Origin of the sequence: Acinetobacter lwoffii, from assembly GCF_022809915.1 — a bacterium.
In the GTDB taxonomy this organism is placed as follows: domain Bacteria; phylum Pseudomonadota; class Gammaproteobacteria; order Pseudomonadales; family Moraxellaceae; genus Acinetobacter; species Acinetobacter lwoffii_M.
The window spans coordinates 15,712-41,352 of the sequence record NZ_JALGQY010000013.1 but is presented as its reverse complement, the minus strand read 5'-3'; the positions used below and the strand labels follow the sequence as shown (position 1 = coordinate 41,352).

At 44.8% G+C, this 25,641-nt stretch carries 26 protein-coding genes and 5 tRNA genes; 29 read left to right on the top strand and 2 right to left on the bottom strand.

Annotated elements, in window-relative coordinates; genetic code table 11:
- The first annotated feature begins 223 nt into the window (after positions 1–223).
- From uvrC to pgsA, 3 genes are all read left to right on the top strand, one after another.
- Complete coding sequence (gene uvrC, locus MTX11_RS08610; protein ID WP_004647300.1) at positions 224–2,023, top strand: excinuclease ABC subunit UvrC; 1,800 nt, start codon at positions 224–226, stop codon at positions 2,021–2,023.
- A gap of 115 nt (positions 2,024–2,138) precedes the next feature.
- Complete coding sequence (locus MTX11_RS08605; protein ID WP_243474888.1) at positions 2,139–2,933, top strand: thioesterase family protein; 795 nt, start codon at positions 2,139–2,141, stop codon at positions 2,931–2,933.
- Positions 2,934–3,040: 107 nt separating this feature from the next.
- Positions 3,041–3,628 (top strand): CDP-diacylglycerol--glycerol-3-phosphate 3-phosphatidyltransferase, encoded by a 588-nt coding sequence (gene pgsA, locus MTX11_RS08600; protein WP_016806864.1) that lies wholly within the window; start codon positions 3,041–3,043, stop codon positions 3,626–3,628.
- 662 nt (positions 3,629–4,290) lie between these two features.
- Here the strand turns inward: pgsA and MTX11_RS08595 are convergent.
- Complete coding sequence (locus MTX11_RS08595; protein ID WP_004278636.1) at positions 4,291–4,560, bottom strand: oxidative damage protection protein; 270 nt, start codon at positions 4,558–4,560, stop codon at positions 4,291–4,293.
- Positions 4,561–4,575: 15 nt separating this feature from the next.
- Positions 4,576–6,006 (bottom strand): argininosuccinate lyase, encoded by a 1,431-nt coding sequence (gene argH / locus MTX11_RS08590; protein WP_243474887.1) that lies wholly within the window; start codon positions 6,004–6,006, stop codon positions 4,576–4,578.
- On the opposite strand from argH, the gene MTX11_RS08585 reads away from it, so the two are divergent.
- The 26 genes from MTX11_RS08585 to rplL all read left to right on the top strand — a co-directional run bounded on the left by MTX11_RS08585 (position 5,997) and on the right by rplL (position 25,378).
- A complete protein-coding gene (locus tag MTX11_RS08585) occupies positions 5,997–7,151 on the top strand; it encodes a sensor histidine kinase (RefSeq protein ID WP_243474886.1) in 1,155 nt (384 codons plus the stop codon). The genes argH and MTX11_RS08585 overlap by 10 nt on opposite strands.
- Before the next feature lie 69 nt (positions 7,152–7,220).
- Positions 7,221–7,961: a LytR/AlgR family response regulator transcription factor gene (locus tag MTX11_RS08580; protein WP_004278633.1), complete on the top strand. Its 741-nt coding sequence runs from the start codon at positions 7,221–7,223 to the stop codon at positions 7,959–7,961.
- A 108-nt stretch (positions 7,962–8,069) separates the two neighbouring features.
- Complete coding sequence (hemC, locus tag MTX11_RS08575) at positions 8,070–8,993, top strand: hydroxymethylbilane synthase (RefSeq protein WP_044113065.1); 924 nt, start codon at positions 8,070–8,072, stop codon at positions 8,991–8,993.
- Positions 8,993–9,772 (top strand): uroporphyrinogen-III synthase, encoded by a 780-nt coding sequence (locus tag MTX11_RS08570; RefSeq protein ID WP_044113064.1) that lies wholly within the window; start codon positions 8,993–8,995, stop codon positions 9,770–9,772. Before hemC ends, MTX11_RS08570 begins: the two co-directional genes overlap by 1 nt.
- Positions 9,769–10,608, top strand: coding sequence for a hypothetical protein (locus tag MTX11_RS08565; protein ID WP_044113063.1), 840 nt, complete (start codon positions 9,769–9,771; stop codon positions 10,606–10,608). The genes MTX11_RS08570 and MTX11_RS08565 overlap by 4 nt, the downstream gene beginning before the upstream one ends.
- A 6-nt stretch (positions 10,609–10,614) precedes the next feature.
- Positions 10,615–11,808 carry a membrane protein gene (locus tag MTX11_RS08560; protein ID WP_044113062.1) on the top strand — a complete coding sequence of 398 codons (1,194 nt, stop codon included), beginning with the start codon at positions 10,615–10,617 and terminating at the stop codon, positions 11,806–11,808.
- A gap of 8 nt (positions 11,809–11,816) precedes the next feature.
- Entirely contained in the window at positions 11,817–12,245 is a 429-nt protein-coding gene (locus MTX11_RS08555) for an acyl-CoA thioesterase (protein ID WP_004278628.1), read from the top strand.
- Positions 12,246–12,386: 141 nt separating this feature from the next.
- Positions 12,387–12,713, top strand: coding sequence for an H-NS histone family protein (locus MTX11_RS08550; protein WP_044113061.1), 327 nt, complete (start codon positions 12,387–12,389; stop codon positions 12,711–12,713).
- Positions 12,714–12,895: 182 nt separating this feature from the next.
- Positions 12,896–13,639, top strand: coding sequence for a type II secretion system protein N (gene gspN / locus MTX11_RS08545; RefSeq protein ID WP_044113060.1), 744 nt, complete (start codon positions 12,896–12,898; stop codon positions 13,637–13,639).
- Positions 13,639–14,493 carry a type II secretion system protein N gene (locus tag MTX11_RS08540; RefSeq protein WP_044113058.1) on the top strand — a complete coding sequence of 285 codons (855 nt, stop codon included), beginning with the start codon at positions 13,639–13,641 and terminating at the stop codon, positions 14,491–14,493. The genes gspN and MTX11_RS08540 overlap by 1 nt, the downstream gene beginning before the upstream one ends.
- Positions 14,494–14,531: 38 nt before the next feature.
- Positions 14,532–16,793 (top strand): type II secretion system secretin GspD, encoded by a 2,262-nt coding sequence (gene gspD / locus MTX11_RS08535; protein WP_044113057.1) that lies wholly within the window; start codon positions 14,532–14,534, stop codon positions 16,791–16,793.
- A 62-nt stretch (positions 16,794–16,855) separates the two neighbouring features.
- Positions 16,856–17,515, top strand: coding sequence for an FHA domain-containing protein (locus MTX11_RS08530; RefSeq protein ID WP_243474885.1), 660 nt, complete (start codon positions 16,856–16,858; stop codon positions 17,513–17,515).
- Positions 17,516–17,593: 78 nt separating this feature from the next.
- Positions 17,594–18,262 carry a phosphoglycolate phosphatase gene (gene gph / locus MTX11_RS08525; RefSeq protein WP_243474884.1) on the top strand — a complete coding sequence of 223 codons (669 nt, stop codon included), beginning with the start codon at positions 17,594–17,596 and terminating at the stop codon, positions 18,260–18,262.
- Positions 18,263–18,370: 108 nt separating this feature from the next.
- Positions 18,371–19,864 (top strand): anthranilate synthase component I, encoded by a 1,494-nt coding sequence (gene trpE / locus MTX11_RS08520; RefSeq protein ID WP_044113054.1) that lies wholly within the window; start codon positions 18,371–18,373, stop codon positions 19,862–19,864.
- A 98-nt stretch (positions 19,865–19,962) separates the two neighbouring features.
- Positions 19,963–20,038: transfer RNA gene (locus MTX11_RS08515), tRNA-Thr, on the top strand.
- A gap of 56 nt (positions 20,039–20,094) precedes the next feature.
- A tRNA-Tyr gene (locus MTX11_RS08510) sits at positions 20,095–20,178 on the top strand.
- A 38-nt stretch (positions 20,179–20,216) separates the two neighbouring features.
- Positions 20,217–20,292: transfer RNA gene (locus MTX11_RS08505), tRNA-Gly, on the top strand.
- Between the two features lie 17 nt (positions 20,293–20,309).
- Positions 20,310–20,384: transfer RNA gene (locus MTX11_RS08500), tRNA-Thr, on the top strand.
- A 150-nt stretch (positions 20,385–20,534) separates the two neighbouring features.
- Positions 20,535–21,725, top strand: coding sequence for an elongation factor Tu (tuf, locus tag MTX11_RS08495; protein ID WP_004646112.1), 1,191 nt, complete (start codon positions 20,535–20,537; stop codon positions 21,723–21,725).
- Between the two features lie 52 nt (positions 21,726–21,777).
- Positions 21,778–21,853 (top strand) — tRNA-Trp (locus tag MTX11_RS08490).
- A 74-nt stretch (positions 21,854–21,927) separates the two neighbouring features.
- Positions 21,928–22,368 (top strand): preprotein translocase subunit SecE, encoded by a 441-nt coding sequence (gene secE / locus MTX11_RS08485; RefSeq protein ID WP_243474883.1) that lies wholly within the window; start codon positions 21,928–21,930, stop codon positions 22,366–22,368.
- 7 nt (positions 22,369–22,375) lie between these two features.
- A complete protein-coding gene (nusG, locus tag MTX11_RS08480; RefSeq protein WP_004278615.1) occupies positions 22,376–22,909 on the top strand; it encodes a transcription termination/antitermination protein NusG in 534 nt (177 codons plus the stop codon).
- Between the two features lie 119 nt (positions 22,910–23,028).
- The gene (rplK, locus tag MTX11_RS08475; protein WP_004278614.1) at positions 23,029–23,457 is read left to right on the top strand and encodes a 50S ribosomal protein L11; all 429 of its coding nucleotides are present in this window, start codon (positions 23,029–23,031) and stop codon (positions 23,455–23,457) included.
- Positions 23,458–23,460: 3 nt separating this feature from the next.
- A complete protein-coding gene (gene rplA / locus MTX11_RS08470; RefSeq protein WP_004278613.1) occupies positions 23,461–24,156 on the top strand; it encodes a 50S ribosomal protein L1 in 696 nt (231 codons plus the stop codon).
- Positions 24,157–24,457: 301 nt separating this feature from the next.
- Complete coding sequence (rplJ, locus tag MTX11_RS08465) at positions 24,458–24,964, top strand: 50S ribosomal protein L10 (protein ID WP_004278612.1); 507 nt, start codon at positions 24,458–24,460, stop codon at positions 24,962–24,964.
- Positions 24,965–25,012: 48 nt separating this feature from the next.
- Positions 25,013–25,378 carry a 50S ribosomal protein L7/L12 gene (gene rplL / locus MTX11_RS08460; protein WP_004278611.1) on the top strand — a complete coding sequence of 122 codons (366 nt, stop codon included), beginning with the start codon at positions 25,013–25,015 and terminating at the stop codon, positions 25,376–25,378.
- The last annotated feature ends 263 nt before the right edge of the window (positions 25,379–25,641 follow it).

The following is a 25,641-nucleotide window of genomic DNA, read 5'->3' as shown; positions in this document are numbered from 1 at the left end:
GAATCATCTCAAAACTAGACTTTTTGAGCATAACAAAGTTAAAGGTTGAAACTTATAGCTTTTAACAATCAGTTTATGTCGTGAGGATTATAGATTGGGGGGATAACCCGACAGGAACTTTAAGATTAAGTGGCAGCTTCAGGGGAATTTTGTGTTTTTGCTTGAAAATGACGCAACAATCATCACATATATCTGCAGATTGTAGGTGAAAAATAGGCTTTAGGTGAACGAAAACGCACGCCCCCATATTGAAAAAATCCTGGCGAATATGACCAGCCTGCCCGGGGTCTACCGGATGTATGGCAAAGACGGTGAATTATTGTATGTGGGTAAAGCCAAAAACCTGAAAAACCGGGTCTCCAGCTATTTTGTCAAAACGCTGGATCATCCCAAAACCCAGGCCTTGGTGGCACGGATTTATGATATCCAGACCCTGGTGGTACGTTCTGAAACTGAAGCCTTGTTGCTGGAACAGAACCTGATCAAGCTGCATCATCCGCCCTATAACATCATGCTGCGTGATGACAAATCTTATGTCTATATTTTTGTTTCGGCAGATAAACCCTATCCGCGTTTAGCCAGTGGGCGCGGCAAGGGCAAGCACCAGGTGGGCAAGTTTTTTGGACCTTATCCGAGTGCGTATACCGCCCGGGATACTCTGGTGGTGCTACAAAAACTGTTCAATGTGCGTTCCTGTGAAAACAGTTTTTTTGCCAACCGGACCCGGCCATGTCTGCAATACCAGATCAAACGCTGCTCTGCGCCCTGTGTCGGATTTATTTCTCCGGAAGACTATAAGGCAGATGTCGATAACTCGATCCGATTTTTGCAGGGCGATACCAAGGAGCTGAATCAGGAACTGATCGCAAAAATGGAAGCGGCCGCTGAAGCGCTGGAATTTGAAAAAGCGGTGTTCTATCGTGACCGGATGGCATTGTTAAGAGACGTACAGTCGCAGCAGGCGATCTATAAGCTCAAAGGCGAAGCCGATATCCTGTCGATTGCCTATCAGGCCGGGGTGACCTGTGTGCAGATCATGCATGTGCGCAACGGCAAAATGCTGGGTGGAAAAAGTTATTTCCCAGATATGCTCAGTGATGACCTGGGGCAGATGCTGGCCGATTTTATTGCCAATTTTTATTTTCAGGTGGCCGATGAAATTCCGGCTGAACTGATTGTTAATCTGGAAGTGGCTGACCGTAAAGAACTGGAAGCAGCACTCTCGCAGCATTTTGGCAAGAAAATCCAGATCAAGTCCAAAGTCCGCGAAACCCGGGCCGAATGGCTGGAACTGGCGCAGATGAATGTACAGCACGCGATTCAGGGCAAGCTGGCCAATCATATAGAATTAAATGAGCGTTTTCATCAGCTGGAGCAGGTGGTCGGCCGTCCTGTAGACCGGATCGAGTGCTTCGATATTTCACATACCATGGGCGAAGATACCGTGGCGTCCTGTGTGGTCTTTGACAGTGGTGGTGCGCGCAAGCGTGATTATCGCCAGTTTTCCATTCATGATATTCAGGCGGGCGATGACTATGCCGCCATGCGTCAGGCGCTGACCCGTCGTTATAAAAAAGCCCTATTGCCGGACCTGCTGCTGATTGATGGTGGCAAGGGGCAATTGCACATGGCGATGGAAGTCATGCAGGAACTGGGACTGGATGCCTTTATGGTCGGTGTGTCCAAAGGTGAGGGACGTAAGCCCGGTCTGGAAACCCTGCACTTTACCGATGGCAGTAAAATTCAATTACCGGAGGATCATAAGGCGCTGCATCTGATTCAGCAGGTACGTGATGAAGCACACCGCTTTGCGATTACCAAGCATCGTGCCAAACGCGATAAAAAGCGTGGTTCATCAGTGCTGGAAGTTATTCCGGGGCTGGGACCAAAACGCCGTCGGGATTTGCTGACCCATTTTGGCGGGATTCAGGGCGTACTGAAAGCCTCAGAACGAGATCTGCAACTGGTACCGGGACTGGGTTCAGTCATGGCCCGGATGATTTATAAAGTGCTGCATGAATGACGCGTGGCTTAAATGCAAGGGCCAAAGTGCGCATTGACGCTTGGGTCACGTGACATTCACAACCTGAAGAATTTTGCCGAATATACTGAGCATCAAGACTTACTGAGGGATCAACATGTCTTTGCATGCACTTTATGCACAAATTGCCGAACAGGAATGGGTAGAGTTTCCACAGGGATGGTTACAGGGTCGTACCCTGTATGGTGGTCTGGCTGCCGCGATGATGATGCAAAAAGCCGTCACTCACATCAATGATCCGGCCAAGCATTTACTCAGTTGCAGTGTGACCTTTGTCGGCCCGATTCAGCAAGCCAAAGTACGACTGAGTGCCGAAATCCTGCGGCAAGGCAAGTCAGTGACCACGATTGAAGTGCGCTTATGGCAGGACGACGCGGTGCAAAGTATTCTGATTGCCAGTTTTGGTATTTCCCGTGATTCAGAGATTGAGGTACAGCAACAAGCTCAGGCACCCGACTATGCTGCTCCAGAGCAACTGTTTCAGATTCCTGCGGGTTATGGCATGCCAGACTGTTATGATCATTTCGAAGTGGCCTGGGCGGATGTCAATCTGCCTTGTAGTACCAGTCCTCGTCCGGACTTTGGCGGCTGGTGCCGATTTCATCCCGAAAAACATCGCAACCGTGAATTTCTGGTCGCCGACCTGATGGCCATCTTTGATATCTGGCCACCCGGTGTATTACCTATGTTTGAAAACATGGCGCCTGCAAGTAGTCTGACCTGGACAGTGACCTATGTGCATCCGGTTCAACATCAATTGCATGATTGGTTTAAATATAAAGTATTTACCGACTATGCTGCGGATGGTTATGCGACGGAGCATGCCTATCTCTGGGATGCCGAAAATCGTCTGATTGCGATGGCAAGACAGACAGTGACGGTGTTTGCCTAGTGACACTGTGAGGCAATTCGTATAAAGTGAAGCCTATTAATGATGGATCAAACCTCTAAAAAAGTGTGCATTTTCATCGTACATGAGGGGAACAATTGGCGGTGTCTATGACTACAGGTCGTATCCTGAATATTCCAAATATCTTGACCTTGGCGCGTATCGCTCTTATTCCGGTATTTTTATTGGTGGCTTACTGGCCGCCTGCAATGGGCTTTGATGCTCATAACCCCGATATGACGCGGCATATCATTTTAACCACGATCTTTGTGGTGGCTGCGGTAACGGACTGGTTTGATGGCTATCTGGCACGTACATTAAACCAGACTTCCGCTTTTGGGCGGTTTCTCGATCCGGTTGCAGATAAATTGATGGTCGCAGCTGCACTGATTGTATTGGTGCAATGGCAGCCTTCCATGTCGATGGCTTTTGCTGCGATTGTAATTATTTCGCGTGAAATTACCGTTTCAGCCCTGCGTGAATGGATGGCAGAACTCGGTGCGCGGACCAATGTTGCGGTTTCAACAGTGGGTAAATACAAAACCGCTTTTCAGATGATCGCTATCACCGTATTCCTGCTGAACTGGCCACCGCTAGAAATGCTGGCGTATGCCTTGCTATACACCGCAGTGGTACTCACTTTATGGTCGATGTTCATTTATCTGAAAGCGGCTTGGCCATATCTGAAACAGCCTTAATCGAAATGAAAAGAGAAGCTCCTTGAAAGGGGGCTTTTTTTATGCGCTTAAATTATCAAGCCAATCGGCAAATTGCAGGCAAAAAAATACCCAGTCTTTGGGGGAAGAACTGGGATGAAATCGGGGTATTTGTTGCTTATTATTATAGTTATTCAAAGATATCTCATCTTCTTAGGGCTCATTATAGAGAGACAGTTTTTTTTAATCATGTGGCTTCTTGTAGCAGAATGTTGTGTTTTGTGAATACTCTGTATATTGCTTTTACAATCCATTATTTTGATACAAATCTAAATGTTTTTCAGCAGGATAGTGACTGACTCGATAGACGAAATAGGATAAGTGAAAATCTGTTTTTTGTGCCCTAAATATTGGTTAGTAAGATTTGCTAGATTTAGTCAAAAAAACCCCTGAGATAGGGGATAGATTTATGCCTACGCGGACTTCATCTTTGTCTCGTGTAACAAAAGAAAAGCAGGGCTTTAATGTGAAAAGCTTCTGTATGGGGAGCTCTTTACATTCAAAACTACGTGCTTAGCTGGTCTTGAGTAATGTTTAGAACAACACATAAAAAAGAATCTCCAAAGTTGGAGATTCTTTTAGATTAAAGTCTACGCGGACTTCGTCCTTGTCTTACGTAAAAAAGAAAAGCAGTGCTTTCTTTTTTACTCAGGCTTCAGCCCTTCGGCTTTTTCTAGGGATGCATCATTGTTAAAGAACTTTTCACGCTGTTCTTCAAGAAACTTTTTCGCATCTGCTTCAAACACGTTCAAACGCTTTTCATTAATTAGCGTAGTCTGGTGTTTTAGCCATTCTTGCCAAGCCTGTTTAGACACGGTGTCAAACAATTCCTGACCCTTTGGCCCCGGGAATGGAGCAAAGTCTAAACCTTCCATGTCCGCCTGATACTTACGGCAAAAAACTTGTCGAGACATATCCATACTCCAAAATTATGCGTAAAGTTGTTCCAAACGCGCATGTGCACGCTCAATGGCTGCTTTCACTTGAGCAGGCGCGGTGCCACCAATGTGATTACGGGCATTCACCGAAGCTTCAAGAGTTAGGGCTTTTTCAAATACGTCTTCTTGAATCAGGTCAGAGAACTGTTGCAGTTGTTCGAGTGTCAATTCAGACAGGTCTTTAGATTCTTGTACACCGAGTGCAACCGCTTTACCTACAATCTCGTGCGCATCACGGAATGCAACGCCGTTTTTCACCAGGTAATCAGCTAGGTCAGTCGCAGTTGAGAAACCACGCAGCGCTGCTTCGCGCATTTCAGCAATGTTTGGAACCAGTGCAGGAATCATGTCAGCAAATGCCATGAGTGAACCACGAACTGTATCGATCGCATCAAATAATGGCTCTTTATCTTCCTGATTGTCTTTGTTATAGGCTAGAGGCTGGCCTTTCATTAAAGTCAGCAGGCTCATCAAATCGCCATAGACACGGCCGGTTTTACCACGTACCAGTTCAGGCACATCCGGATTTTTCTTCTGCGGCATGATTGAAGAGCCAGTACAGAAGCGATCTGGAATATTCACGAATTTGAACTGTGCAGATGTCCATAGAATCAGTTCTTCAGACATACGTGATAAATGCATCATAATTAAAGATGCAGCGGCATTAAATTCAATCGCAAAGTCACGATCCGATACTGCATCCAGCGAGTTTTCAGCAACAGCTTCAAAACCTAGCAGTTCAGCAGTATAAGCACGGTCGATTGGATAAGTAGTACCTGCAAGTGCAGCAGAACCAAGCGGCATACGGTTGACACGCTTACGGCAATCAATCAGACGTTCTGAATCGCGTACCAGCATTTCAAACCAAGCCATTAGATGATGACCAAAAGTCACTGGCTGAGCGGTTTGCAAGTGGGTGAAGCCTGGCATGATGGTGTCGGTGTTTTTAGCCGCTAAGCTTAAAATACCTTTTTGTAATTTTTTCAGTAATTCCAGGATGCTATCGATTTCATCGCGTACATAAAGACGGATATCTGTAGCCACCTGGTCATTACGGCTACGACCGGTATGCAGTTTCTTGCCAGTAATGCCGATACGTTGAGTCAGGCGTGACTCAATGTTCATGTGGACATCTTCTAAATCAATGCGCCATTCAAAGTTGCCTGCTTCAATATCGGCTTGAGTCGCTGTCAGACCTTCAATAATGTCATCGCGTTCTTGCGTGGTCAGTACGCCCACTTTTGCCAGCATGGTTGCATGGGCAATCGAGCCTGCAATATCTTGTTTATAAAAACGTTGGTCAAATTGAACAGATGCTGTAAATTCAGCAACAAAAGCATCAGTCGCTTCAGAGAAACGACCGCCCCACATACCCGAAGTATGGGCGTGTGATGGATTAGAGGAATTAGAAGATGTGGTCATGTCGGCTCAATCAGATTAAAAGCAGTAGAACGAAAAAGAGTATAACAAATTCAAAGCCCATTGCCGAAGTCACATCTGCTCAATCTTTTACATCGATAAACGAACAGACGCAAAATTCCTATTTTTTTAGCCAGATCGGCAATCTACGCTATTTGCTGGAACTGTTTGCTGGCGGCAATATTCTGGCCATGATTCTGGCGCTTGCAGAAGCGCAATCCTGGCAGGCTTTGAATGGAATGCACCTGCAGCAATATATCCTGTATATCAACTGGGTACTGTTATGTTTTGCAGCACTGGTCGAGCTGTTCCATCAAGCCTTTCAACGTATGGGAATCAAACTGGCTTTGATTTCTGGATTTCTGCTGTTACAGGCAATTGTACTGCTCACTACGGTGAACCTGAATATCTTGATATATTTTGGACAGAATTTTAATTTTCAGGATTTAAACCTGGCGATTGCGCTGGATCAGGTTGGACTCCATTTAAGTCTGGGAATTTTACTGGGAACCTTCTGTTTTCGTTATCTTTACTTGCGTGAACAATGGGAGCAGCAGCAGCATAGCGAGCTGAATGCTAGAATTCAGGCCATGCAGGCACGGATTCAGCCGCATTTCCTGTTTAACAGCATGAATAGTGTGATCAGCCTGATCAGTATCGATCCGGATAAAGCCGAGCACATGCTGTTGAATTTGTCACGGTTATTTCGTGCCAGTTTTCAGGAATTAAAACTGGTCAACCTGCAGGAGGAAATTGATCTGTGCCAGCGCTATCTGGAGATTGAGCAGATCCGTCTAGGTGAGCGTTTGCAGGTGGAATGGAAGTTAGAAAACAAAGACTTATACTCACAAGTTCAAATTCCATTATTAACTTTACAACCCTTGTTAGAAAATAGTATTTTCCATGGAGTTGAAAAAATTCTCACAAAGAGTACCATAAGCATATTGGTTGAAATATTGCAAAATCAAATTAATATCATCATAACCAACCCTTATGCACAGGATAATAAAATTTTAAAAAAGGGACATGGTATTGCAATAGAAAATGTTAGACAGCGTCTGCAAGCTTATTATGGACCCAGTGTGACTTTTCAAACCTTTGCCGGCGAAGGGATGTTTACGACGGTGGTGCGATATCAATATAAATAAAAATAAATCAAAGAAATCGCAGTTAGCTTTATCATTCATCTGATGATGTTAACTGGGTAAGGAGGAGAAATGGACATCCTGATTTGTGATGATGAGCCTTTGGCCGTCGAGCGTTTATCACGTTTGGTCTCTCAACTGGGGCATGATGTGGTGGCGACAGCAAGCCATGGCCGTCAAGCGATTGATCTGGCTCACCAATACGAACCCGATGTCATCCTATTAGATATTCAAATGCCTGAAATGAATGGACTGGCTTGTGCGCAACATTTGCGTCAACTGGATCCAATGCCGGCCATTGTCTTTTGTACGGCCTATGACCAACATGCGCTGGATGCATTTAAATCAAATGCCGAAGGCTACTTGCTTAAACCGGTGATGCAACAGGAATTGGCACAGGTTTTAGAGCACTTAACTAAACTTACCCAAGCTCAAATGAGCCAACTAAAACAAAAAGAAAATATGGACGAAATCAATATCAGCCGCCAGCAGATCGCGGCAAAAACCTATCGTGGTGTCGAATTGGTGCCAGTTGAAAATATCTATTATTTTCTGGCGGATCAGAAATATGTCACTGTGCGTCATAAAAACGGCAGTGTATTGATTGATGAAACCTTAAAGGAGTTAGAGCAGGAGTTTGGGAACCAGTTTATCCGGATTCATCGTAATGCCTTGATCTCGGTGCATTATCTGGATGGTCTGGAAGTGGTGAGTTCTGGTCAGTATCAGGTGCGTTGTCGTGAGCTGGACGATCGTTTGGCGGTTAGTCGGCGACATTTACCGTTTTTACGAGATCGGATTCAAAAGCTTTAGCAGGGGATGAATGAGAGCATTGAGTTGAAACTTGTATAAATTCACTTGCATTTTCAAGTGAGCAGGTTAAGTTTAGACTATTGTTCTCATTTACTGTTATTGAAATTTATGAAGACCCTAAAAATTGCAACTCGACAAAGTCCACTTGCGCTTTGGCAAGCGGAACACATCCGCGCGCGCCTACAAGATTTGCACGCTGGTTTGCAGGTCGAGTTAGTCACTTTTGTTACACAGGGCGATAAAATTCTAGATACACCACTGGCTAAAATTGGTGGAAAAGGACTGTTTGTAAAAGAATTAGAAGCCGCTTTACTGGATGGTCGTGCAGATCTGGCTGTGCATTCCATGAAAGATGTCCCGATGGCCTTGCCCGAAGGTCTGAGTCTGGCAGTGATCTGTGAACGTGAAGATCCCTTAGATGCCTTTGTGTCGAATACCTACACTAGTTTTGAAGAATTGCCACAAGGCGCCAAAGTCGGAACCTCAAGCTTGCGCCGTAAAACCCAGATTTTAAAACAGCGTCCAGATCTGGACATTATCGATTTACGCGGTAATGTCGGCACACGTTTATCTAAACTGGATGCAGGCCAGTATGATGCGATTATTCTGGCCAGTGCCGGTTTAAAACGCTTGGGTCTGGCAGAACGTATTCGTCATACTCTGACGCCTGAAGTCAGTCTGCCGGCCGTGGGTCAAGGGGCATTGGGACTGGAATGCCGTACTCATGATCAGACGGTGCTGGACTTGATTCAGCCACTCCTGCATGCGGATACAGATGCGTGTGTACGTGCCGAACGTGCCTTTAATGCCTATCTAGAAGGCGGATGTCAGGTGCCGATTGCTGGTTATGCCACGCTCAAAGAGGGTGTGATTTCAATCGAAGGTCGTGTGGGCAGTGTCGATGGAACAGTTTTGCTCCGGGCACAGCATACTGGCAAAATGGCAGCTGCGGAGCAATTGGGTGTAGAGCTGGCAAAAGACCTGCTTGATCAAGGTGCTGGCGAGTTGCTGAAAGCACTCTATTCACACTGATGTTATTGATTAATACTCGCCCCAGTGATCGTGCTGCAGGTTTGACTCAACAGTTACAGGCAGCACAGGTGTCTGTTCTGGAATTGCCCTTGCTCGAACTGCATGCCATGCCTTATTCCGATGAGCTGTCGATTTTGTATCAGCAGCTGGAGCAGGCACAGATTATTGTGGTGGTCAGTCCGACGGCCGCTCAGATTGGCATGCAATATTTACAACAGGCGGGTATTAAGCTCTCGGCCTTGGCGCAGGTGCATTGGGTGTCAGTGGGAAAAGCCACTGAACAGGCACTGGCGAGCTATGGCATTCATAGTCATGTGCCTGAGGTCGAAACTTCGGAAGGCATGCTGCAATTGCCTGTGTTGAAGCAACTGGCTTCTGGTTCAGGTGTGGCTTTCTGGCGCGGAGAAGGTGGTCGTCAATTTATGATGGATCATTTACGTGCCAGCAATATTAAAGTTTTAAACTTTATTTTGTACCGGCGGCAATGTCCTAAAACGACGGCAACGATTTTGGCAGAGAATTTGGCGCTGCTTAAGACACAGCAGCGTTTTGCAGTGCTAATCACCAGTGAGGCAAGTTGGTTAAACTGGCTGATACTCTTGCAGAGGAATGCGGAGTTTATACAGCAAGCCTGTTATTTGGTTTTGGGGCCACGTTTGGCCAATATTCTTGGGGAATATCAACAGCAGCATCAGGCAAGTTTTCAATTCGTAAAAATCGATGATTTAGACGCAAATACGATCTTGCAGAAAATGGGGCTGATATTAGGGAACGCATGAAGAAACTATTCATTGTATTGTTCATCTTAAGTTTGTCATGGCTGGTCAAGCTCAGCTACGACCTTCATGTTCTGAATACAGCACAGACTGAATTTAATCAAAGCATTAATCAGTTACAGCAGCAAAATGCCAATCTCAATGATCAGTTTGTGGCTTTAAAACGCCAGATTTCTGCTCAGCAGGAAAGTGCTGGAGCTACTTCAGCGAAAGCGTCAGTAAATGAAGCGGCAACTGATGCAACGCAAAATGATATTGTCTTGGTGCAGCAACATCTGGATCTGATCGAATTTGCACTACAACAGCAACAATACGCCACTGCGATTGAGAAATTAAATCAGTTATCTAATGAGCTGGATGATTATATTTTAGCGCCTGCCTTGGTCAGCAGTTTGCAGCAAGTGATTGCAAAAGATCAGGACATGCTGAAAAAATTCGTGAACAGCCGATTAGTGCAGCAAAATAAAGTAAAAGAACTCTTGGTGCAGATGGATGCTGAAATTGAAAAAGAAATTCAGACACCACATCGTCAGCGTCCAGAAACTCAACGCTCTTTCTGGCAGCGCTGGATTCAGGTTGAATCCGCAGATCAGCCAAGCACAGTCTTGATGCAACGGCATCTGGTACTGAAAGAGGCCCAGTTGCGCTTGCTCATCGCACAAAATACCTTGCAAAAAGACCAATCTGTCGCTTTTCAGCAAGCACTGAATGCCGTGATTGAAGTTTTGGGACAATTGCCGGATGCGCAGAGCCAAAAATGGATTCAGCAATTGAATCAAATCAAGGCTACCCCGATTACTCCGATTCCATTATTAAACACACGCACCCTAGTGGGCTAATTGCTTATGAAACAGATTCTGCTGGCCTATTTATTTGTCTGCTTACTTGGCATTGCGGGGCTGAGTATCTTGAGTTATGGACATGGGGCTGGCTATGTCTATCTGTATTGGCGCGAGTGGCAGTTACAAACCACCCTCTGGTTTTTGGCCGCATCCTTGGTCAGTGTAAGTTTTCTGATGCATTGCATCTGGTATGCTATCAAGCAGTATCGCAGTCGTGAAAAGCGTAAAACTGAAACAGTCTTTAGTTTTTCCCGCTTGCACCCTTATGAACAATTGGCCGTGATCTGGTTATTAAACGCTGCGCAGGATCAGCGGGATTTTATTCAGCAGTCTTTTACTAAGTCGGGTTTACTTAAACATATTATTGATGCACGTTTATCTTGGGGGCAACAGCAATATACCCATGCATTAACTGCTTTAAATCAGTCCAATCCCATGGCATTTGAATTGGCAGAATTACAGCGGATTGAAATTTATTTATCACAACAGCAAGGTGAACAAGCACTTACCCATTTAGAGTTTTTAAATCAGCATGAATTATCACCTTGGTTAATACAGGTTAAAACAGCCTATGAGCAGCGCCTTGTCGCCTTATGGGGGGTATTTGCCATGCAGTTTCCTTGGTTATATTTACGTTCGACCCAATATGGGCATTTAGACCAAGAAGTAAAAAAAACATGGCTTGAACAATTATTATTAGCCTATGACCAAGCCACACAGGACGATTTATTTTATTTACAGCAACGTTATTTAGATTTAAAACCGCAAATATTTGATCGTGACTATTCGGTCAAATTATTATGGTTGAAATTATTATTTAGAATGCCAGAAATGAGTGCCGAGCATGAAGTGCTTGCGATTCATTTAATGGAACAGCAATTTAATCAGGATGTATTTTATTTGTGGTTCCAACAACAGTTATTGCGTCAAAACCCGGATTATGATGCGATTGCACAACAGATTTCGCACTGGGAAACCAAGTATCCGGCATTACCGGTTTTAAGCTTTGCGAAATGGCATGTGTTGCAAGCCACAGGCTATACAGATCAAGCCCAGCAACTACTTGACTTGTATCCGGATGATATTCGTATGAGTTATTTAAGAATTAAAGCTGCCTTACAAGATCGGGAGGACTTGCTACAGCAGTTAAATGCAGTATTTGAATCGAATGTAAACTTTATAGAAATTAAGACTTGAGAATAATAATGTCAGAATTAAAACAATATCCAGTTATTTATGAACAAACAGTCGCATGGGGTGATATGGATGCCTTTGGACATGTCAATAATGCCATGTATTACCGTTATGTCGAAAGTGCGCGTCTGGCTTATCTAGGGATATTAGATATACATAATGAACCGGTATTTACGGTAGTGTCTTCAAATCAGTGCCGTTATTTAAAACCTGTGGTTTTTCCTGATCATTTAAAAGTGGCAGCACGTATTGAAGAAATTCGAAATAGTGCAGTTAGAATGCAATATCTATTATGGAGTGAAAAACAGCAAAGTATTGTGGCTACTTCAGAAGCAGTGATTGTCTGTGTCGATAAAAAGACCATGCAGAAAACAGAAATTCCGGAACATATTCGAGAAAAAATCAAAGCACTTGAATTAAGCGTTCAACATGAAATTTAAAAATGAATGAAGCATTTTATTTTGTAATTTTTTTTAAACTTTATTGTTATTGCTTTAAGGTTTTATATTGAATGTTTTATTTAATATAAATATGATGGGGCTATTATTTAACAAAACGAATAATATTATTTTTCGGAGAGCATTATGCCAGATATTACGCATTTATCAGTAGAAGAGTTAAAACGTTTACAAGCAGAAGCAGAGTCACTGATTGCTTCAAAAAAAGATCAAGAAATTGAAGGCGCTTATCAGCAAATCTTGGCAGTTGCCGAGAAAGTGGGTATGACAGTTGAACAGTTACTTGAATTTGGTGCGTCTAAGCGTAAGAAATCATCACGTAAGTCGGTTGAGCCGCGTTACCGTAGCAAAAGCAATCCAGACGATACCTGGACTGGCCGTGGTAAACAACCGCGCTGGTTAGTGGCAGAATTGGAAAAAGGCGCAAAGCTGGATGATTTCCTGATTTAAGCTGCCATTTGATCTGGTCATTAGGCTGTCATACAGACAGTCTAAGATGATTAAACCAAGCATACCTGCTTGGTTTTTTTATATCTATGAATTGGCGTTGGCAGAAAAGTGTGCATAATGTGTAAGTATAAGGGGAAAATTATAAATGGGGATTTGGACTTGAGCGATTGGTCGTGGTGGGGATGAGCAGTAAACCGAAAACTTTAAGATGGTTGATCCTTGCTCTTGTTGCATTTTTTATTTTTGTCGTATTACAAGTGCCAGCGGCCTGGTTAATTTCAAAATTTTATAAAAATAACCAGACTTTGCATAATGTAAACGGAAATATCTGGCAGGGAAGTGCGGACTGGAAAAAAGGCAATCTTCGGGGCAGTCTGAACTGGAAAGTACGGCCGCTGGATTTGCTGTTGCTGCGGGTTGGGGCAAATGTTGATTTGCATAGTGGCAATACCCAGCTTTCCGGGATCATGGCTTATGGTTTGAATAAATCTTTGATGGTCAAAAATCTTGAAGGGCAGGTCGCGCCTGAAACCTTAAAAAAAGTTGCAGACTGGCAATGGCCGAGTACTGCGATTCAGTTTAAAGATCTGGATTTTAAATATAAAAAAGAACAGGGCTTCAGTCAGGTGGCTGGGCAAATGCAATGGGCGGGTGGTGAGCTGATTTATACCTTTGCTCAGCGTCAGGAACGCATGAATGTACCTGCCATGACTGGAAAACTCGCAGATGAAAGCGGACAGCTGTTAGTTGATGTTCGGGATAGTCGCGATCAACGTATGCTGAATATCAAGCTTGATCCGAGTCTGATGCTGGATATCCAGCTCACCCAGCGCTTTTTAATGAATGCACCTTCTTATGAAGGTAAAGCCGGATTAGATACCTATGTGATCAGTACCCGCCAACCCTTAATGGGAGGCTTGAACTGATGGCAGTTTCTCTGAATGATTTAAAAAATATTGAACTGAAACAGATCGATCGTGCTGCACCTGTGGTTTTGTTACTGCTCATTCTGTATCTATGCTGGAAGCTGGCGGCTTTGTTCTGGTTGCTGATAGCTCCACCCCAAGCCATGCAGCTGGATCGGGTAGAACTGGGTTCGCAACAGGCACAAATTCCGAATATCGGTGCATTTTCACTGTTTCAGGAAGTTGGGCAGTCTGTGGGTGCTATTGAAACTACCAATATCATTTTACAAGGGGTGGTGGTTGCCAGTCCAAGTTATAACTCTTCTGCGGTACTGAAAATTAATGATCAGGTCGATCGTTACCGTGTCGGGGAAATGCTGGCCAATAGCGGTTTTGAGTTGGCTGAGGTGTATTGGGATCGGGTTATTCTGCGTCGATCCACAGGTGCTACTCAGGAAGTCTTATTTAAAGGTCTGGAAAATGGCTTGAATCAACCGATTGTGCCGGAAACATCAGCATCTTCAAGTTCAATGCCTGCTATGCCTTCTAACAGTGGTATGCCTGAGCAGCCTTCGCCACAGAATGAAATTGGTCGGGCCATCCAGCAGATGCAGGAAAACAAGGACCAGTATTTACAGAATATGGGGGTGAGTGCAGCAGATGGTAGTTATGAAGTAACTTCACGCACACCGGCTGCATTGCGTAATCGCTTGGGTTTAAGACCGGGCGACCGGATTTTGTCTTTAAATGGCCAGACGCTAAGCCAGGGGCAGACCGAAGCACAATTACTGGAACAGGCCCGACGTGAAGGTCAGGTCAAACTCGAAATAAAACGTGGTGATCAGGTGATGACCATACAACAAGATTTGAAGTGATGTGTCATCACACATAGGGTTAGGAAACACGAAAGTTTATGGCTTTATTTAATAATAATCGATCAGCATGGGCATTTTGTGTGGCCGCACCGTTAATGGCTATGGTCAGTACGGCAAGTTATGCACAAACCTGGAAAATCAACCTTCGAGATGCTGACTTAACTGCATTCATTAATGAAGTGGCCGATATTACCGGCAAAAACTTTGCAGTCGATCCGCGGGTACGTGGCAACGTGACGGTCATCTCCAATAAAGCCCTGAATAAAAATGAAGTCTATGACCTGTTTTTAGGCGTGCTGAATGTGAATGGTGTGGTGGCGATTCCATCGGGTAATACCATCAAGCTGGTTCCGGACAGCAATGTCAAAAGCTCAGGCATTCCCTATGATGCCAGAAGCCGTGCCAGTGGTGACCAGATTGTGACCCGGGTGTTGTGGCTGGAAAATACCAATCCGAATGACCTGATTCCTGCATTGCGTCCCTTGATGCCGCAGTTTGCACATCTGGCGGCAGTACCGGGCACTAATGCCTTAATTGTGTCGGATCGCGCCAGCAATATTTACCAGTTGGAAACCATTATTCGTAATCTGGATGGCACCGGTCAAAATGATATTGAAGCGGTCAGTTTACAATCCAGTCAGGCCGAAGAAATGATTGGACTGATTGAATCCATGACTGCCACCGGTGGTGCTAAAGATGTCCGCGGTTCACGGGTGCGGGTGATTGCAGATACCCGTACTAACCGGATCATCATCAAAGGTGATCCCACAACGCGCAAACGGGTGCGTCAAGTAATCGAAACCTTGGATGTACCGGCTGCGGATCGTCTGGGTGGTTTAAAAGTTTTTCGTCTGAAATATGCCAGCGCCAAAAATCTTGCGGAAATCTTGCAAGGGCTGGTGACCGGACAGGCGGTGAACAGTAATTCAAATTCGAATAGTACATCCTCGAACTCGTCGTCACTCAGTTCTGGTAGCAATTTAAATAACAACAATACGACTACCGGTTCAAGTAGCAACACCTCTTCAGGTATTCAGCTGAATACCGGCATGAATAATGAGCAGGGCGGAATTACCAGTTTTAATGGCAATGGCGTCAGTATTATTGCCGATACCACGCAAAACTCTTTGGTGGTGAAAGCAGATCCACAGCTGATGCGGGAAATTGAATCGGCAATTGACCAGCTGGATATCCGTCGTCAACAGGTGCTTATCGAAGCCGCGATTATTGAAGTGGAAGGAACCGATGCGGATCAACTCGGTGTGCAATGGGCCTTGGGCGATATTAGCAGTGGGATTGGGCTGGTGAACTTCGATAATTTTGGGACTAGTCTGAAAAATATTGCGGCCGGTTATCTCACCGGTGGTGGTGCAGGTGCTGCAAGTGCCGTGGGCGCGGGCAGTTCACTGGTACTCGGTGATTATCGTGAAGGCAGTGATGGTTCCCGTCGTCTGTATGGTGCGATGATTCAGGCACTCAAAGAAACCACCAAATCTAATCTGTTGTCTACGCCGTCGATTGTGACCATGGACAATGAAGAAGCTTATATTGTGGTGGGTGAAAACGTACCCTTTGTCACCGGTTCGGTGTCTACAGGCGCTGCTGGAGTTGCTAATCCCTATACCACCATTGAACGTAAGGATGTCGGGGTCACTTTAAAGGTGGTTCCACATATTGGCGAAGATGGTACGGTACGCTTGGAAGTCGAACAGGAAGTTTCTGATGTCAAAGCCAGTAAAGGGCAGGCGCAGGATCTGGTCACCAGCAAGCGAGCGATCAAAACCTCAATTCTGGCCGAACATGGACAAACTATTGTCCTTGGTGGTCTGATTTCGGATAACACCAGTTATGGACGCCAAGCGGTGCCGGGCCTGGGTGCGATTCCAGGCTTGGGGCGTTTATTTCGTTCTGAAGGTAAGTCCAATCAGAAGCGTAACTTGCTGATCTTTATCCATCCAACTATTGTGGGGGATAAAAATGCAGTGCGTAAACTGACCCAGCAACGCTATAGTCAGCTATATAGTCTGCAACTCGCACTCGATTCAGACGGGAACTTTGCCAAGCTGCCAGAAAGTGTTGAAGATGTATATCAACAGCGCATTCCGGTATCCAGAACGCCATTGCAAAACTCGACCTATCAAACTGTGCCGACCGCACCCGTTCAGGCGCAACCAGCCAATGTAGTCGTTACGCCGGTAGCAATAGAACCAGTGATTCAGCGACAAGTGGCACAACCCGTCCAACAAGTAGAAAAAAGTAAAAATACCGTTACAACAACCACACTTAGACCCAAAAGCTAGGTCATTCGCATTTGCAGACAGCATGTTATGATAATGTCAAAGAGAACAGAGAAGTAACTTTCATGACTTGGAAAATACACGCGATTACAGGCGACTTAACAGGACAGGAAATTAGCATTGACCGTGACATGCTGGTGGGGCGTCATCAGGCTACGGATATCGTGTTACAGGCTGCGGAAATCTCCCGTAAACATGCGGCATTTTTACTGAAAGATGATGCGCTCTGGGTGCAGGATTTGGGTTCATCGAATGGCACTTTCGTCAATGATGTACAGATTGCGCAAGAAACCTTATTAAAGCAGGATGACATTGTTCAGTTTGCCAGCTTGAAATTTTCAGTAATGGCGCCTGCGGCTGCAGTAGAGGTTCCAGCAGAAATTGAAGCAACGGCAGAAAAAGTCGTGGAACAGGTCGAAGTCGCTGAGCCTACACCTGCACAGCAAATGAATGATCAGGGAATGCCGGAACTGAAACATCGTGATGCTACGGTACAATTAACCCGTGATGGCATGCCAACCAATGTCGGTATTCCAAAACCGGCACCTATTCCGGAAGGCGTGGACATTAATGCGGTAAAACCAGAGCCTACCCCAATTCCGGTTGAGCAGCCTGTATCACGTGTAGAACAGGAAAAAGAAACCCAGAAAAATGTATCTGTAGGTTTGATTTCAGTGATTGTGCTGATTATTTTGGCAATTATGGCTTGGTTGTTGTTCAAATAAGCTGATGATTGGTTACAATCAAGGCATGCATAGCGCATGCCTTTTTTGTGGCTGCGCACATTATAAAAGAGGGTCGGGATGTCTATTGCACAATTAGAAAAGCGTGAACTGATCTTGTTTGATCTGGATGGTACCTTGGTGGATTCAGCACATGATCTGTATCGCGCCATGAATATGAGCTTGAATGTGCTGCAATTGCCTCTGGTGACTGAAGAGCAGGTACGGACCTGGGTAGGTAAGGGCACGTCGATATTCTGTGAAAGTGTACTCCAGCATCTGGTCGGTGAAGTCACACCGGTACAGCATCAAGAGCTCTTAAACACTTTTCTGGATATTTATAATGTCGATCCCTGTGTTGATACCGTTCCTTTTCCGGGAATCCTGAAATTTCTGGACTGGGCCAAAGCTCAAGGTAAAACCCTGATTTGTGTGACCAATAAGCCTGAACTTCCTGCCCGCAGTATTTTAGATACCTTGGATATGGCTCATTATTTTGCCGATACCATTGGTGGCGACCGTTTTACTGAGCGTAAACCACATCCGCGCCAGTTGCTGCACTGTGTCGAACATTATAAGGTGAGCAAAGAACAGGTCTTGTTGATTGGAGACTCTTCCAATGATGTTGAAGCCGCACGCCGCGCCGGGATTGATTGTGTTGTAGTCAGCTATGGCTATAATCATGGTGAAAATATTGCAGATTGTCAGCCACAGCAGATTGTGGATGATCTTAGAGAATTACTTGCCTAATATGCGTACTAAGGAAAGAAAATGAATAGTTGTAAGGTTTTTCGATGGCGTCGCTCAGTTCAATTTTATTTACATACTGAGTAACCCTAATTTAAAGAGAAAAACCGCATGACCACTCAAGCACAATTCCAGCAACTTGCTGCGCAAGGCTATAACCTCATTCCTGTTTACCGTCAGCGTCTGGCGGATACTGATACACCACTTTCTATTTTTGCTCGGCTTAAACAGCATCAGCAGGCTTATTTATTCGAGTCTGTAGAAGGTGGTGAGAACTGGGCACGCTATTCGATTATTGGACTAGGTGAATCCACGGTATTTTCCTGCAATGCAGGCGAGCTGACGGTACAGCACGCAGATGCTTCGATTGAAAAGCAGCACTGTGCGGACCCATTTCAATATATTCGCGACTTTCAGGCGCAATTTAGGGTGCCAACCCAGGCAGAATTGCCGGACTTGCCGAGTTTTACGGGCGGACTGGTCGGTTACTTTGGTTATGACGCTGTGCGTTATATCGAACCGAAATTAAAAAATGTGCCTGAAGCGGATCCGGTTGGCTTGCCAGATATCTGGATGATGCTGTCTAAAACCGTCATCGTCTTTGATAATTTAAAAGATACCTTGTTCTTGATTGTACATGCCGATGCCACTGCTCCGGGTTCTTATGAAAAAGCCCATGAACAATTAAATGAATTAGAAAATATTCTGGCCACGCCAATCAGTCTTAAAGCTGAAAAACATACGCCGCCACATTTTGAGTCTCTCACCGGACATGACAACTTCATTGCGTCGGTCGAAAAGGTCAAAGAATACATTCGTGCCGGCGATGTAATGCAGGTCGTACCCGGGCACCGGATGGTGTCTGACTTCGACGGTGATCCGTTACAGGTCTATCGTGCCTTACGTCACCTTAATCCATCTCCATATCTGTTCTTGGTGCAAGGGCAGACCTTGGAAAATAACACGCCATTCCATATTGTCGGCTCTTCTCCTGAAATTCTGTCCCGTCTGGAAAATGGTATTGCTACCGTACGACCGCTTGCGGGAACACGCCCACGCGGTAAAACCAAAGAAGAGGATCTGGCGCTTGAGGAAGACCTATTATCCGATGAAAAAGAAATTGCCGAACATGTCATGCTGATTGACTTGGGACGTAATGATGTAGGGCGTATCGCAAAAATTGGCAAAGTGCAGGTGACTGATCAAATGGTGATCGAACGTTATTCGCATGTGATGCATATTGTCTCCAATGTGCAGGGTGAAGTGCGTGATGATGTCGATGCTCTGGATGTTTTTAAAGCAACTTTCCCTGCTGGTACACTTTCAGGTGCGCCAAAAATCCGTGCCATGGAAATTATTGACGAAGTTGAGCCGGTAAAACGTGGAATTTTTGGTGGTGCTGTTGGTTATTTAGGCTGGCATGGCGAGATGGACATGTCGATTGCGATTCGTACCTGTGTCATTCGCGAAAATAAGGTCTATGTGCAGGCCGGAGCAGGACTGGTTGCCGACTCAAATCCTGAATCTGAGTGGAATGAAACCCAAATAAAAGCTCGCGCAGTGATCAAAGCGGTTGAATTATCATCAAATGGTTTGATTTTATGAGTTTTTGACGTTTTTTTTGAAAAAAACACTTGCAAGGATTCTGAGTTTTGCTAAACTGCACACCGTTCCGATACGAAACGTACGAAACACTAAGAAACGCCGGCATAGCTCAGTTGGTAGAGCAACTGACTTGTAATCAGTAGGTCCACAGTTCGAATCCGTGTGCCGGCACCATCTTAGAGGTTTGGTAGTGTGAAGTAAAGAACAGCACTGATGTAAGTGTAAAAAATGGTGAGGTTCCCGAGCGGTCAAAGGGGGCGGACTGTAACTCCGCTACGAAAGTTTCGAAGGTTCGAATCCTTCCCTCACCACCAATTTTAAGACTTCAATAAGTGGTTTGTACCAACATCGTGCGGGAGTAGCTCAGTTGGTAGAGCGGTAGCCTTCCAAGCTACATGTCGCGAGTTCGACCCTCGTCTCCCGCTCCATTGAAGTACTAATATTTGCTCTTATAGCTCAGTGGTAGAGCACTCCCTTGGTAAGGGAGAGGTCTCGAGTTCAAATCTCGATAAGAGCTCCAGATTACAGTTTAGCAACTTTGTTGCAAAGAAATTCCAAAAGCAGGCTATTTAGTCTGCTTTTCAAGTATTTGGTGTTCGGTTTTTTTAAACGATATGTCGGAGCTGGGTTTTACTCAGAATTGTGTTCGACGTAAACGAGGAAGATTAACATGGCTAAGGCTAAGTTTGAACGTAATAAGCCACACGTTAACGTGGGCACAATTGGTCACGTTGACCATGGTAAAACAACTTTAACAGCTGCAATTGCAACTGTATGTGCGAAGAAATTCGGTGGCGAAGCGAAAGACTACGCTGCAATCGACTCTGCACCAGAAGAAAAAGCACGTGGTATTACAATTAATACTTCACACGTAGAATACGATTCTCCAACTCGTCACTACGCTCACGTAGACTGCCCGGGCCACGCCGATTATGTTAAAAACATGATTACTGGTGCTGCTCAGATGGACGGCGCGATCCTTGTATGTGCTGCGACTGATGGTCCTATGCCACAGACTCGTGAACACATCCTGCTTTCTCGTCAGGTAGGTGTACCTTACATCGTTGTATTCTTGAACAAATGCGACCTTGTAGATGACGAAGAACTTCTTGAACTAGTTGAAATGGAAGTTCGTGAACTTCTTTCTACTTACGACTTCCCGGGTGATGACACTCCAGTAATCCGTGGTTCTGCTCTTCTTGCGCTTAACGGTGATGACAGCCAATACGGCGAGCCAGCGGTAGTTGCGCTTGTTGAAGCACTTGACTCTTACATTCCAGAGCCAGAGCGTGCGATCGATCTTCCATTCCTTATGCCAATTGAAGACGTATTCTCAATCTCTGGTCGTGGTACAGTAGTAACTGGCCGTGTAGAGACTGGTATCGTTAAAGTAGGTGAGTCTGTAGAAATCGTTGGTATCCGTGATACTCAAACTACTACAGTAACTGGCGTAGAAATGTTCCGTAAACTTCTTGACGAAGGTCGTGCGGGCGAGAACTGTGGTGTTCTTCTTCGTGGTACTAAGCGTGAAGACGTACAACGTGGTCAAGTATTGACTAAACCAGGTGCGATCAAGCCACACACTAAATTCGATGCGGAAGTATACGTACTTTCTAAAGAAGAAGGTGGTCGTCACACTCCATTCCTTAACGGTTACCGTCCACAGTTCTACTTCCGTACTACGGACGTAACTGGTGCGATCGCGCTTAAAGAAGGCGTGGAAATGGTTATGCCTGGTGACAACGTTGAGATGTCAGTAGAGCTAATTCACCCGATCGCAATGGACCCAGGTCTACGTTTTGCGATCCGTGAAGGTGGTCGTACAGTTGGTGCTGGTGTAGTTGCTAAAGTAACTGCATAATCATAGAATAAGACAAGCAGGTTGGAGTTTAGGCTCCAACTTGTTGTTTTGCAGGTCAGTAGTTCAATTGGTAGAGCGTCGGTCTCCAAAACCGAATGTTGGGGGTTCGAGTCCCTCCTGACCTGCCAAGTTTTTAAAAAGACGCTTGATGTCGGCAAAATTGGTCATATAATAAGTCGCGAAACCTACGACGAGTACAAAAATGTCGAATGAAAAATCACGCGACGCATTAGGCGAAGCGGCAATTCCTCAAAGAAATAATCCTGCAGTAGATGTAAGTTCTGGTTCTCCATTAGACATGGTTCTATGGGTTATCGTCTTGATTTTATTGGTTGGTGCAATGATGGTAAACCAATATTTACCAGCGTACTGGGCACCTGCGAATGATGTTTGGGTGCGCGTTGGGGTGATTTTGGCTTGTATCGTTGCAGCATTCGGTTTATTATACGCCACCCATCAAGGCAAAGGCTTTATTCGTCTGCTGAAAGATGCACGAATCGAGTTACGTCGAGTGACCTGGCCTACCAAACAAGAGACGATGTCCACATCTTGGCAAGTTCTTGTTGTAGTCGTAATTGCATCCGTTTTATTGTGGTGTTTTGACTATATTTTAGGCTGGTTAATGAAGTTTATTATCGGGTAAGAGAGCTATGAAACGTTGGTACATTATTCATGCCTATTCAGGTTATGAAAAACAAGTGATGCGTTCGCTTAATGATCGAATCCAGCGTAGCGCTGTTGCCGATAGCTTTGGTGAAGTCCTTGTTCCTACCGAAGAAGTGGTAGAGATGAAGGATGGTAAGAAGCGTAAATCAGAGCGTAAGTTCTTTCCTGGCTATGTCCTAGTCGAAATGGAAATGAACGATGATACTTGGCACATTGTTAAAGAATGTCCAAAAGTTTTAGGTTTTATTGGTGGTACGGCTGAAAAACCGGCACCGATTACGCAAAAAGAAGCAGATGCGATTCTTGCGCGTGTACGCAATACTGGTGAAGCGCCTCGTCCTAAGACGATGTTTGAACCAGGCGAAGAATTACTCGTGGTTGACGGTCCATTCACTGACTTTAAAGGTGTGGTGGAAGAAGTTCAGTACGAAAAGTCGCGTTTAACGCTGACCATTAATGTATTTAACCGACCAACTCAAGTTGAATTGGAATTTCGTCAAGTCGAAAAATCAGTCTAATTTGTATGGGTTGAAAACGCCTGACTTATTTATAAGTCAGGCATTGTTGTTGTAACGGTATCGTTACTTGAAATCATTGGGGAGCCTTCACCGGCGTTTGCACCCAGAGGTAATTTGAAATGGCTAAGAAGATTGACGGCTATATCAAGCTGCAAGTTCCAGCTGGTAAAGCGAATCCATCTCCACCGATTGGTCCTGCACTAGGTCAACGTGGTGTGAACATCATGGCATTCTGTAAAGAATTCAATGCTGCTACACAAAAAGTTGAAGCTGGTCTGCCAATTCCAGTCGTGATCACTGTGTACAACGACAAGTCGTTCACATTCATCATGAAAACTCCACCTGCTGCTGTTCTTCTTAAGAAAGCTGCTGGTATCCAGAAGGGTTCAGCTGTACCTAATAAAACTAAAGTTGGTAAGTTGACTCGTGCTCAAATCGAAGAAATTGCGACTACTAAAGAACCAGATTTGACTGGTGCTGATTTAGACGCACGTGTACGTACCATTGCTGGTTCTGCGCGTTCTATGGGCTTGGAAGTGGAGCTTTAAGACATGGCTAAATTAACTAAACGTCAAAAAGCGATTGTAGCTGCTGTAGAAGCACACAAAGTTTACACGCTAGAAGAAGCTGTTGCAGTTTTAGAGAGCCTTCCAGCTCCTAAATTCAAAGAATCTCTAGATATCGCGGTAAACCTAGGTGTTGATCCTCGTAAATCTGACCAAGTTGTTCGTGGCGCGACTACACTTCCTGCAGGTACTGGTAAAACTGTACGTGTAGCTGTATTCGCTCAAGGCGCTGCTGCTGAAGCTGCTAAAGCTGAAGGCGCAGACGTTGTTGGTTTCGACGATCTTGCTGAAAGCATCCAAGCGGGTAACCTTGACTTTGACGTAGTAATTGCTGCTCCAGATGCAATGCGCGTTGTAGGTAAACTTGGTACGATCCTTGGTCCACGTGGCTTAATGCCAAACCCTAAAGTGGGTACTGTAACTCCTGACGTTGCTACTGCAGTTAAAAATGCAAAAGCTGGTCAAGCACGTTACCGCGTAGACAAAGCTGGTATTATCCATGCTGCGATCGGTCAGGTGGGTTTTGAAGCTGCTGCTGTTCGTCAAAACGTTGAAGCGCTTGTTGCTGACTTGAAGCGTTTGAAACCTGCTACGTCTAAAGGCGTATACATTCAAAAGATCACTTTGAGCTCAACTATGGGCCCTGGTTTGATCGTTGATGTAGCAAACGTTTCTAAATAAGTCTCGACTTATTACAGAATTTTAAAGCCCTGAGTAAAATTTGAAGCAGTGCTTCAAATTTTACGCAAGAAACGCTCCGTCGTATTTTGCAAACTTAGGCAAACTTTGAATTGATAAATGAAAATTTATCAGCGTCAAAGACCGCGGGCGAGGGGAGTTTTATGCTTCTCTCTTAATAGCCCAGCCTGCGTAGACGCGGTGGTGTGATTTGTTCATCCTCCGCGTGTGAGTCCAGTGATGGTCTTGCGAATTGGGAGTGTACTTCGCGTAAGTACATAAATCACCGTTAGGAGGTTTTACAATGGCTCTTCTTATCGAAGGCAAAAAACAGATCGTAGCTGAAGTAGCTGAAGTTGCTTCTACTGCATTTGCTGCTGTTGTTGCTGACTACCAAGGTTTGACTGTAGAGCAGTTAACTACTCTACGTGTTGAAGCGCGTAAACTTGGTGTTACTACACGTATCGTGCGTAACACTTTGGCTAAACGTGCTCTTCAAGATACTCAATTCAATATCTTGAACGACAACCTTGTTGGCCCAACAATCTTAGCTTTCTCGAATTCTGAAGATGACATGGGTGCTGCTGCACGTTTGTTCGAAGAATTCGCTAAAACTAATAAAGCATTTGAACTTAAAGCTGCTGCATTTGATGGCAAACTTTATCAAGGTGCAGAAGTTAGCGTAATCGCGAATCTTCCGAACCAAGAGAAAGCGCTTACTATGCTTGCAAACGTTCTTCAAGCTCCTATTTCGAAATTGGGCCGCTTACTTACAGCGCTTCAAGAGAAAAACGAGTCAGAAGCTGCTTAAGCTCAAACTTAAACACACATCATTCAATACCCATTTGGAGTTAATCTCATGGCTTTAACAAACGAAGAAATCCTAAACGCAGTTGCTGAAAAAACTGTTCTTGAACTTGTTGAACTTATCTCTGCTTTCGAAGAGAAATTCAATGTATCTGCTGCTGCCGTAGCTGTTGCTGCTGGTCCTGCTGCTGCTGCTGCTGAAGAACAAACTGAATTCAATGTTGAATTGACTTCTTTCGGCGCGAACAAAGTTGCTGTAATTAAAGCAGTTCGTGAAGCGACTGGCCTTGGCTTGAAAGAAGCTAAAGACATGGTTGAAGGCGCTCCTGCAGTTCTTAAAGAAGGCGTTTCTAAAGAAGAAGGCGAAGAGCTTAAGAAGAAACTTGAAGAAGCTGGTGCTACAGTTACTCTTAAGTAATTTCTTAAGGGAGCCGGTTTTTTTATAATCGGCTCCAAAAATTGGCTGATGGCTCTTGGGTCATCAGCCTTTTTGCGTTACAATAATCGGCTCGATTTTTGTTTGCATGATATAAAAATCATACAAATTGAAAATAAACATAATGAACAAACGTTTACCAATATTTTTCATTAAAAAATATTGATAAGCGTTTTAATACCACTAAAAATTGCAGCATTTGTAAAGAGTGGTGGCCATATCGGCCAGCGTAATTCCTTCTGAGC

What these genes read in the sequence shown, in the direction of transcription:
- nusG (WP_004278615.1), top strand. Translation starts at nt 22,376, where the DNA reads ATGAAACGTTGGTACATTATTCATGCCTATTCAGGTTATGAAAAACAA.
- tuf (WP_004646112.1), top strand. Translation starts at nt 20,535, where the DNA reads ATGGCTAAGGCTAAGTTTGAACGTAATAAGCCACACGTTAACGTGGGC.
- MTX11_RS08580 (WP_004278633.1), top strand. Translation starts at nt 7,221, where the DNA reads ATGGACATCCTGATTTGTGATGATGAGCCTTTGGCCGTCGAGCGTTTA.
- MTX11_RS08570 (WP_044113064.1), top strand. Translation starts at nt 8,993, where the DNA reads ATGTTATTGATTAATACTCGCCCCAGTGATCGTGCTGCAGGTTTGACT.
- MTX11_RS08565 (WP_044113063.1), top strand. Translation starts at nt 9,769, where the DNA reads ATGAAGAAACTATTCATTGTATTGTTCATCTTAAGTTTGTCATGGCTG.
- gph (WP_243474884.1), top strand. Translation starts at nt 17,594, where the DNA reads ATGTCTATTGCACAATTAGAAAAGCGTGAACTGATCTTGTTTGATCTG.
- gspD (WP_044113057.1), top strand. Translation starts at nt 14,532, where the DNA reads ATGGCTTTATTTAATAATAATCGATCAGCATGGGCATTTTGTGTGGCC.
- secE (WP_243474883.1), top strand. Translation starts at nt 21,928, where the DNA reads ATGTCGAATGAAAAATCACGCGACGCATTAGGCGAAGCGGCAATTCCT.
- rplK (WP_004278614.1), top strand. Translation starts at nt 23,029, where the DNA reads ATGGCTAAGAAGATTGACGGCTATATCAAGCTGCAAGTTCCAGCTGGT.
- rplA (WP_004278613.1), top strand. Translation starts at nt 23,461, where the DNA reads ATGGCTAAATTAACTAAACGTCAAAAAGCGATTGTAGCTGCTGTAGAA.
- MTX11_RS08605 (WP_243474888.1), top strand. Translation starts at nt 2,139, where the DNA reads ATGTCTTTGCATGCACTTTATGCACAAATTGCCGAACAGGAATGGGTA.
- trpE (WP_044113054.1), top strand. Translation starts at nt 18,371, where the DNA reads ATGACCACTCAAGCACAATTCCAGCAACTTGCTGCGCAAGGCTATAAC.
- MTX11_RS08585 (WP_243474886.1), top strand. Translation starts at nt 5,997, where the DNA reads ATGTGGTCATGTCGGCTCAATCAGATTAAAAGCAGTAGAACGAAAAAG.
- rplL (WP_004278611.1), top strand. Translation starts at nt 25,013, where the DNA reads ATGGCTTTAACAAACGAAGAAATCCTAAACGCAGTTGCTGAAAAAACT.
- MTX11_RS08530 (WP_243474885.1), top strand. Translation starts at nt 16,856, where the DNA reads ATGACTTGGAAAATACACGCGATTACAGGCGACTTAACAGGACAGGAA.
- pgsA (WP_016806864.1), top strand. Translation starts at nt 3,041, where the DNA reads ATGACTACAGGTCGTATCCTGAATATTCCAAATATCTTGACCTTGGCG.
- gspN (WP_044113060.1), top strand. Translation starts at nt 12,896, where the DNA reads ATGAGCAGTAAACCGAAAACTTTAAGATGGTTGATCCTTGCTCTTGTT.
- hemC (WP_044113065.1), top strand. Translation starts at nt 8,070, where the DNA reads ATGAAGACCCTAAAAATTGCAACTCGACAAAGTCCACTTGCGCTTTGG.
- rplJ (WP_004278612.1), top strand. Translation starts at nt 24,458, where the DNA reads ATGGCTCTTCTTATCGAAGGCAAAAAACAGATCGTAGCTGAAGTAGCT.
- MTX11_RS08560 (WP_044113062.1), top strand. Translation starts at nt 10,615, where the DNA reads ATGAAACAGATTCTGCTGGCCTATTTATTTGTCTGCTTACTTGGCATT.
- MTX11_RS08555 (WP_004278628.1), top strand. Translation starts at nt 11,817, where the DNA reads ATGTCAGAATTAAAACAATATCCAGTTATTTATGAACAAACAGTCGCA.
- MTX11_RS08595 (WP_004278636.1), bottom strand. Translation starts at nt 4,560, where the DNA reads ATGTCTCGACAAGTTTTTTGCCGTAAGTATCAGGCGGACATGGAAGGT.
- argH (WP_243474887.1), bottom strand. Translation starts at nt 6,006, where the DNA reads ATGACCACATCTTCTAATTCCTCTAATCCATCACACGCCCATACTTCG.
- MTX11_RS08540 (WP_044113058.1), top strand. Translation starts at nt 13,639, where the DNA reads ATGGCAGTTTCTCTGAATGATTTAAAAAATATTGAACTGAAACAGATC.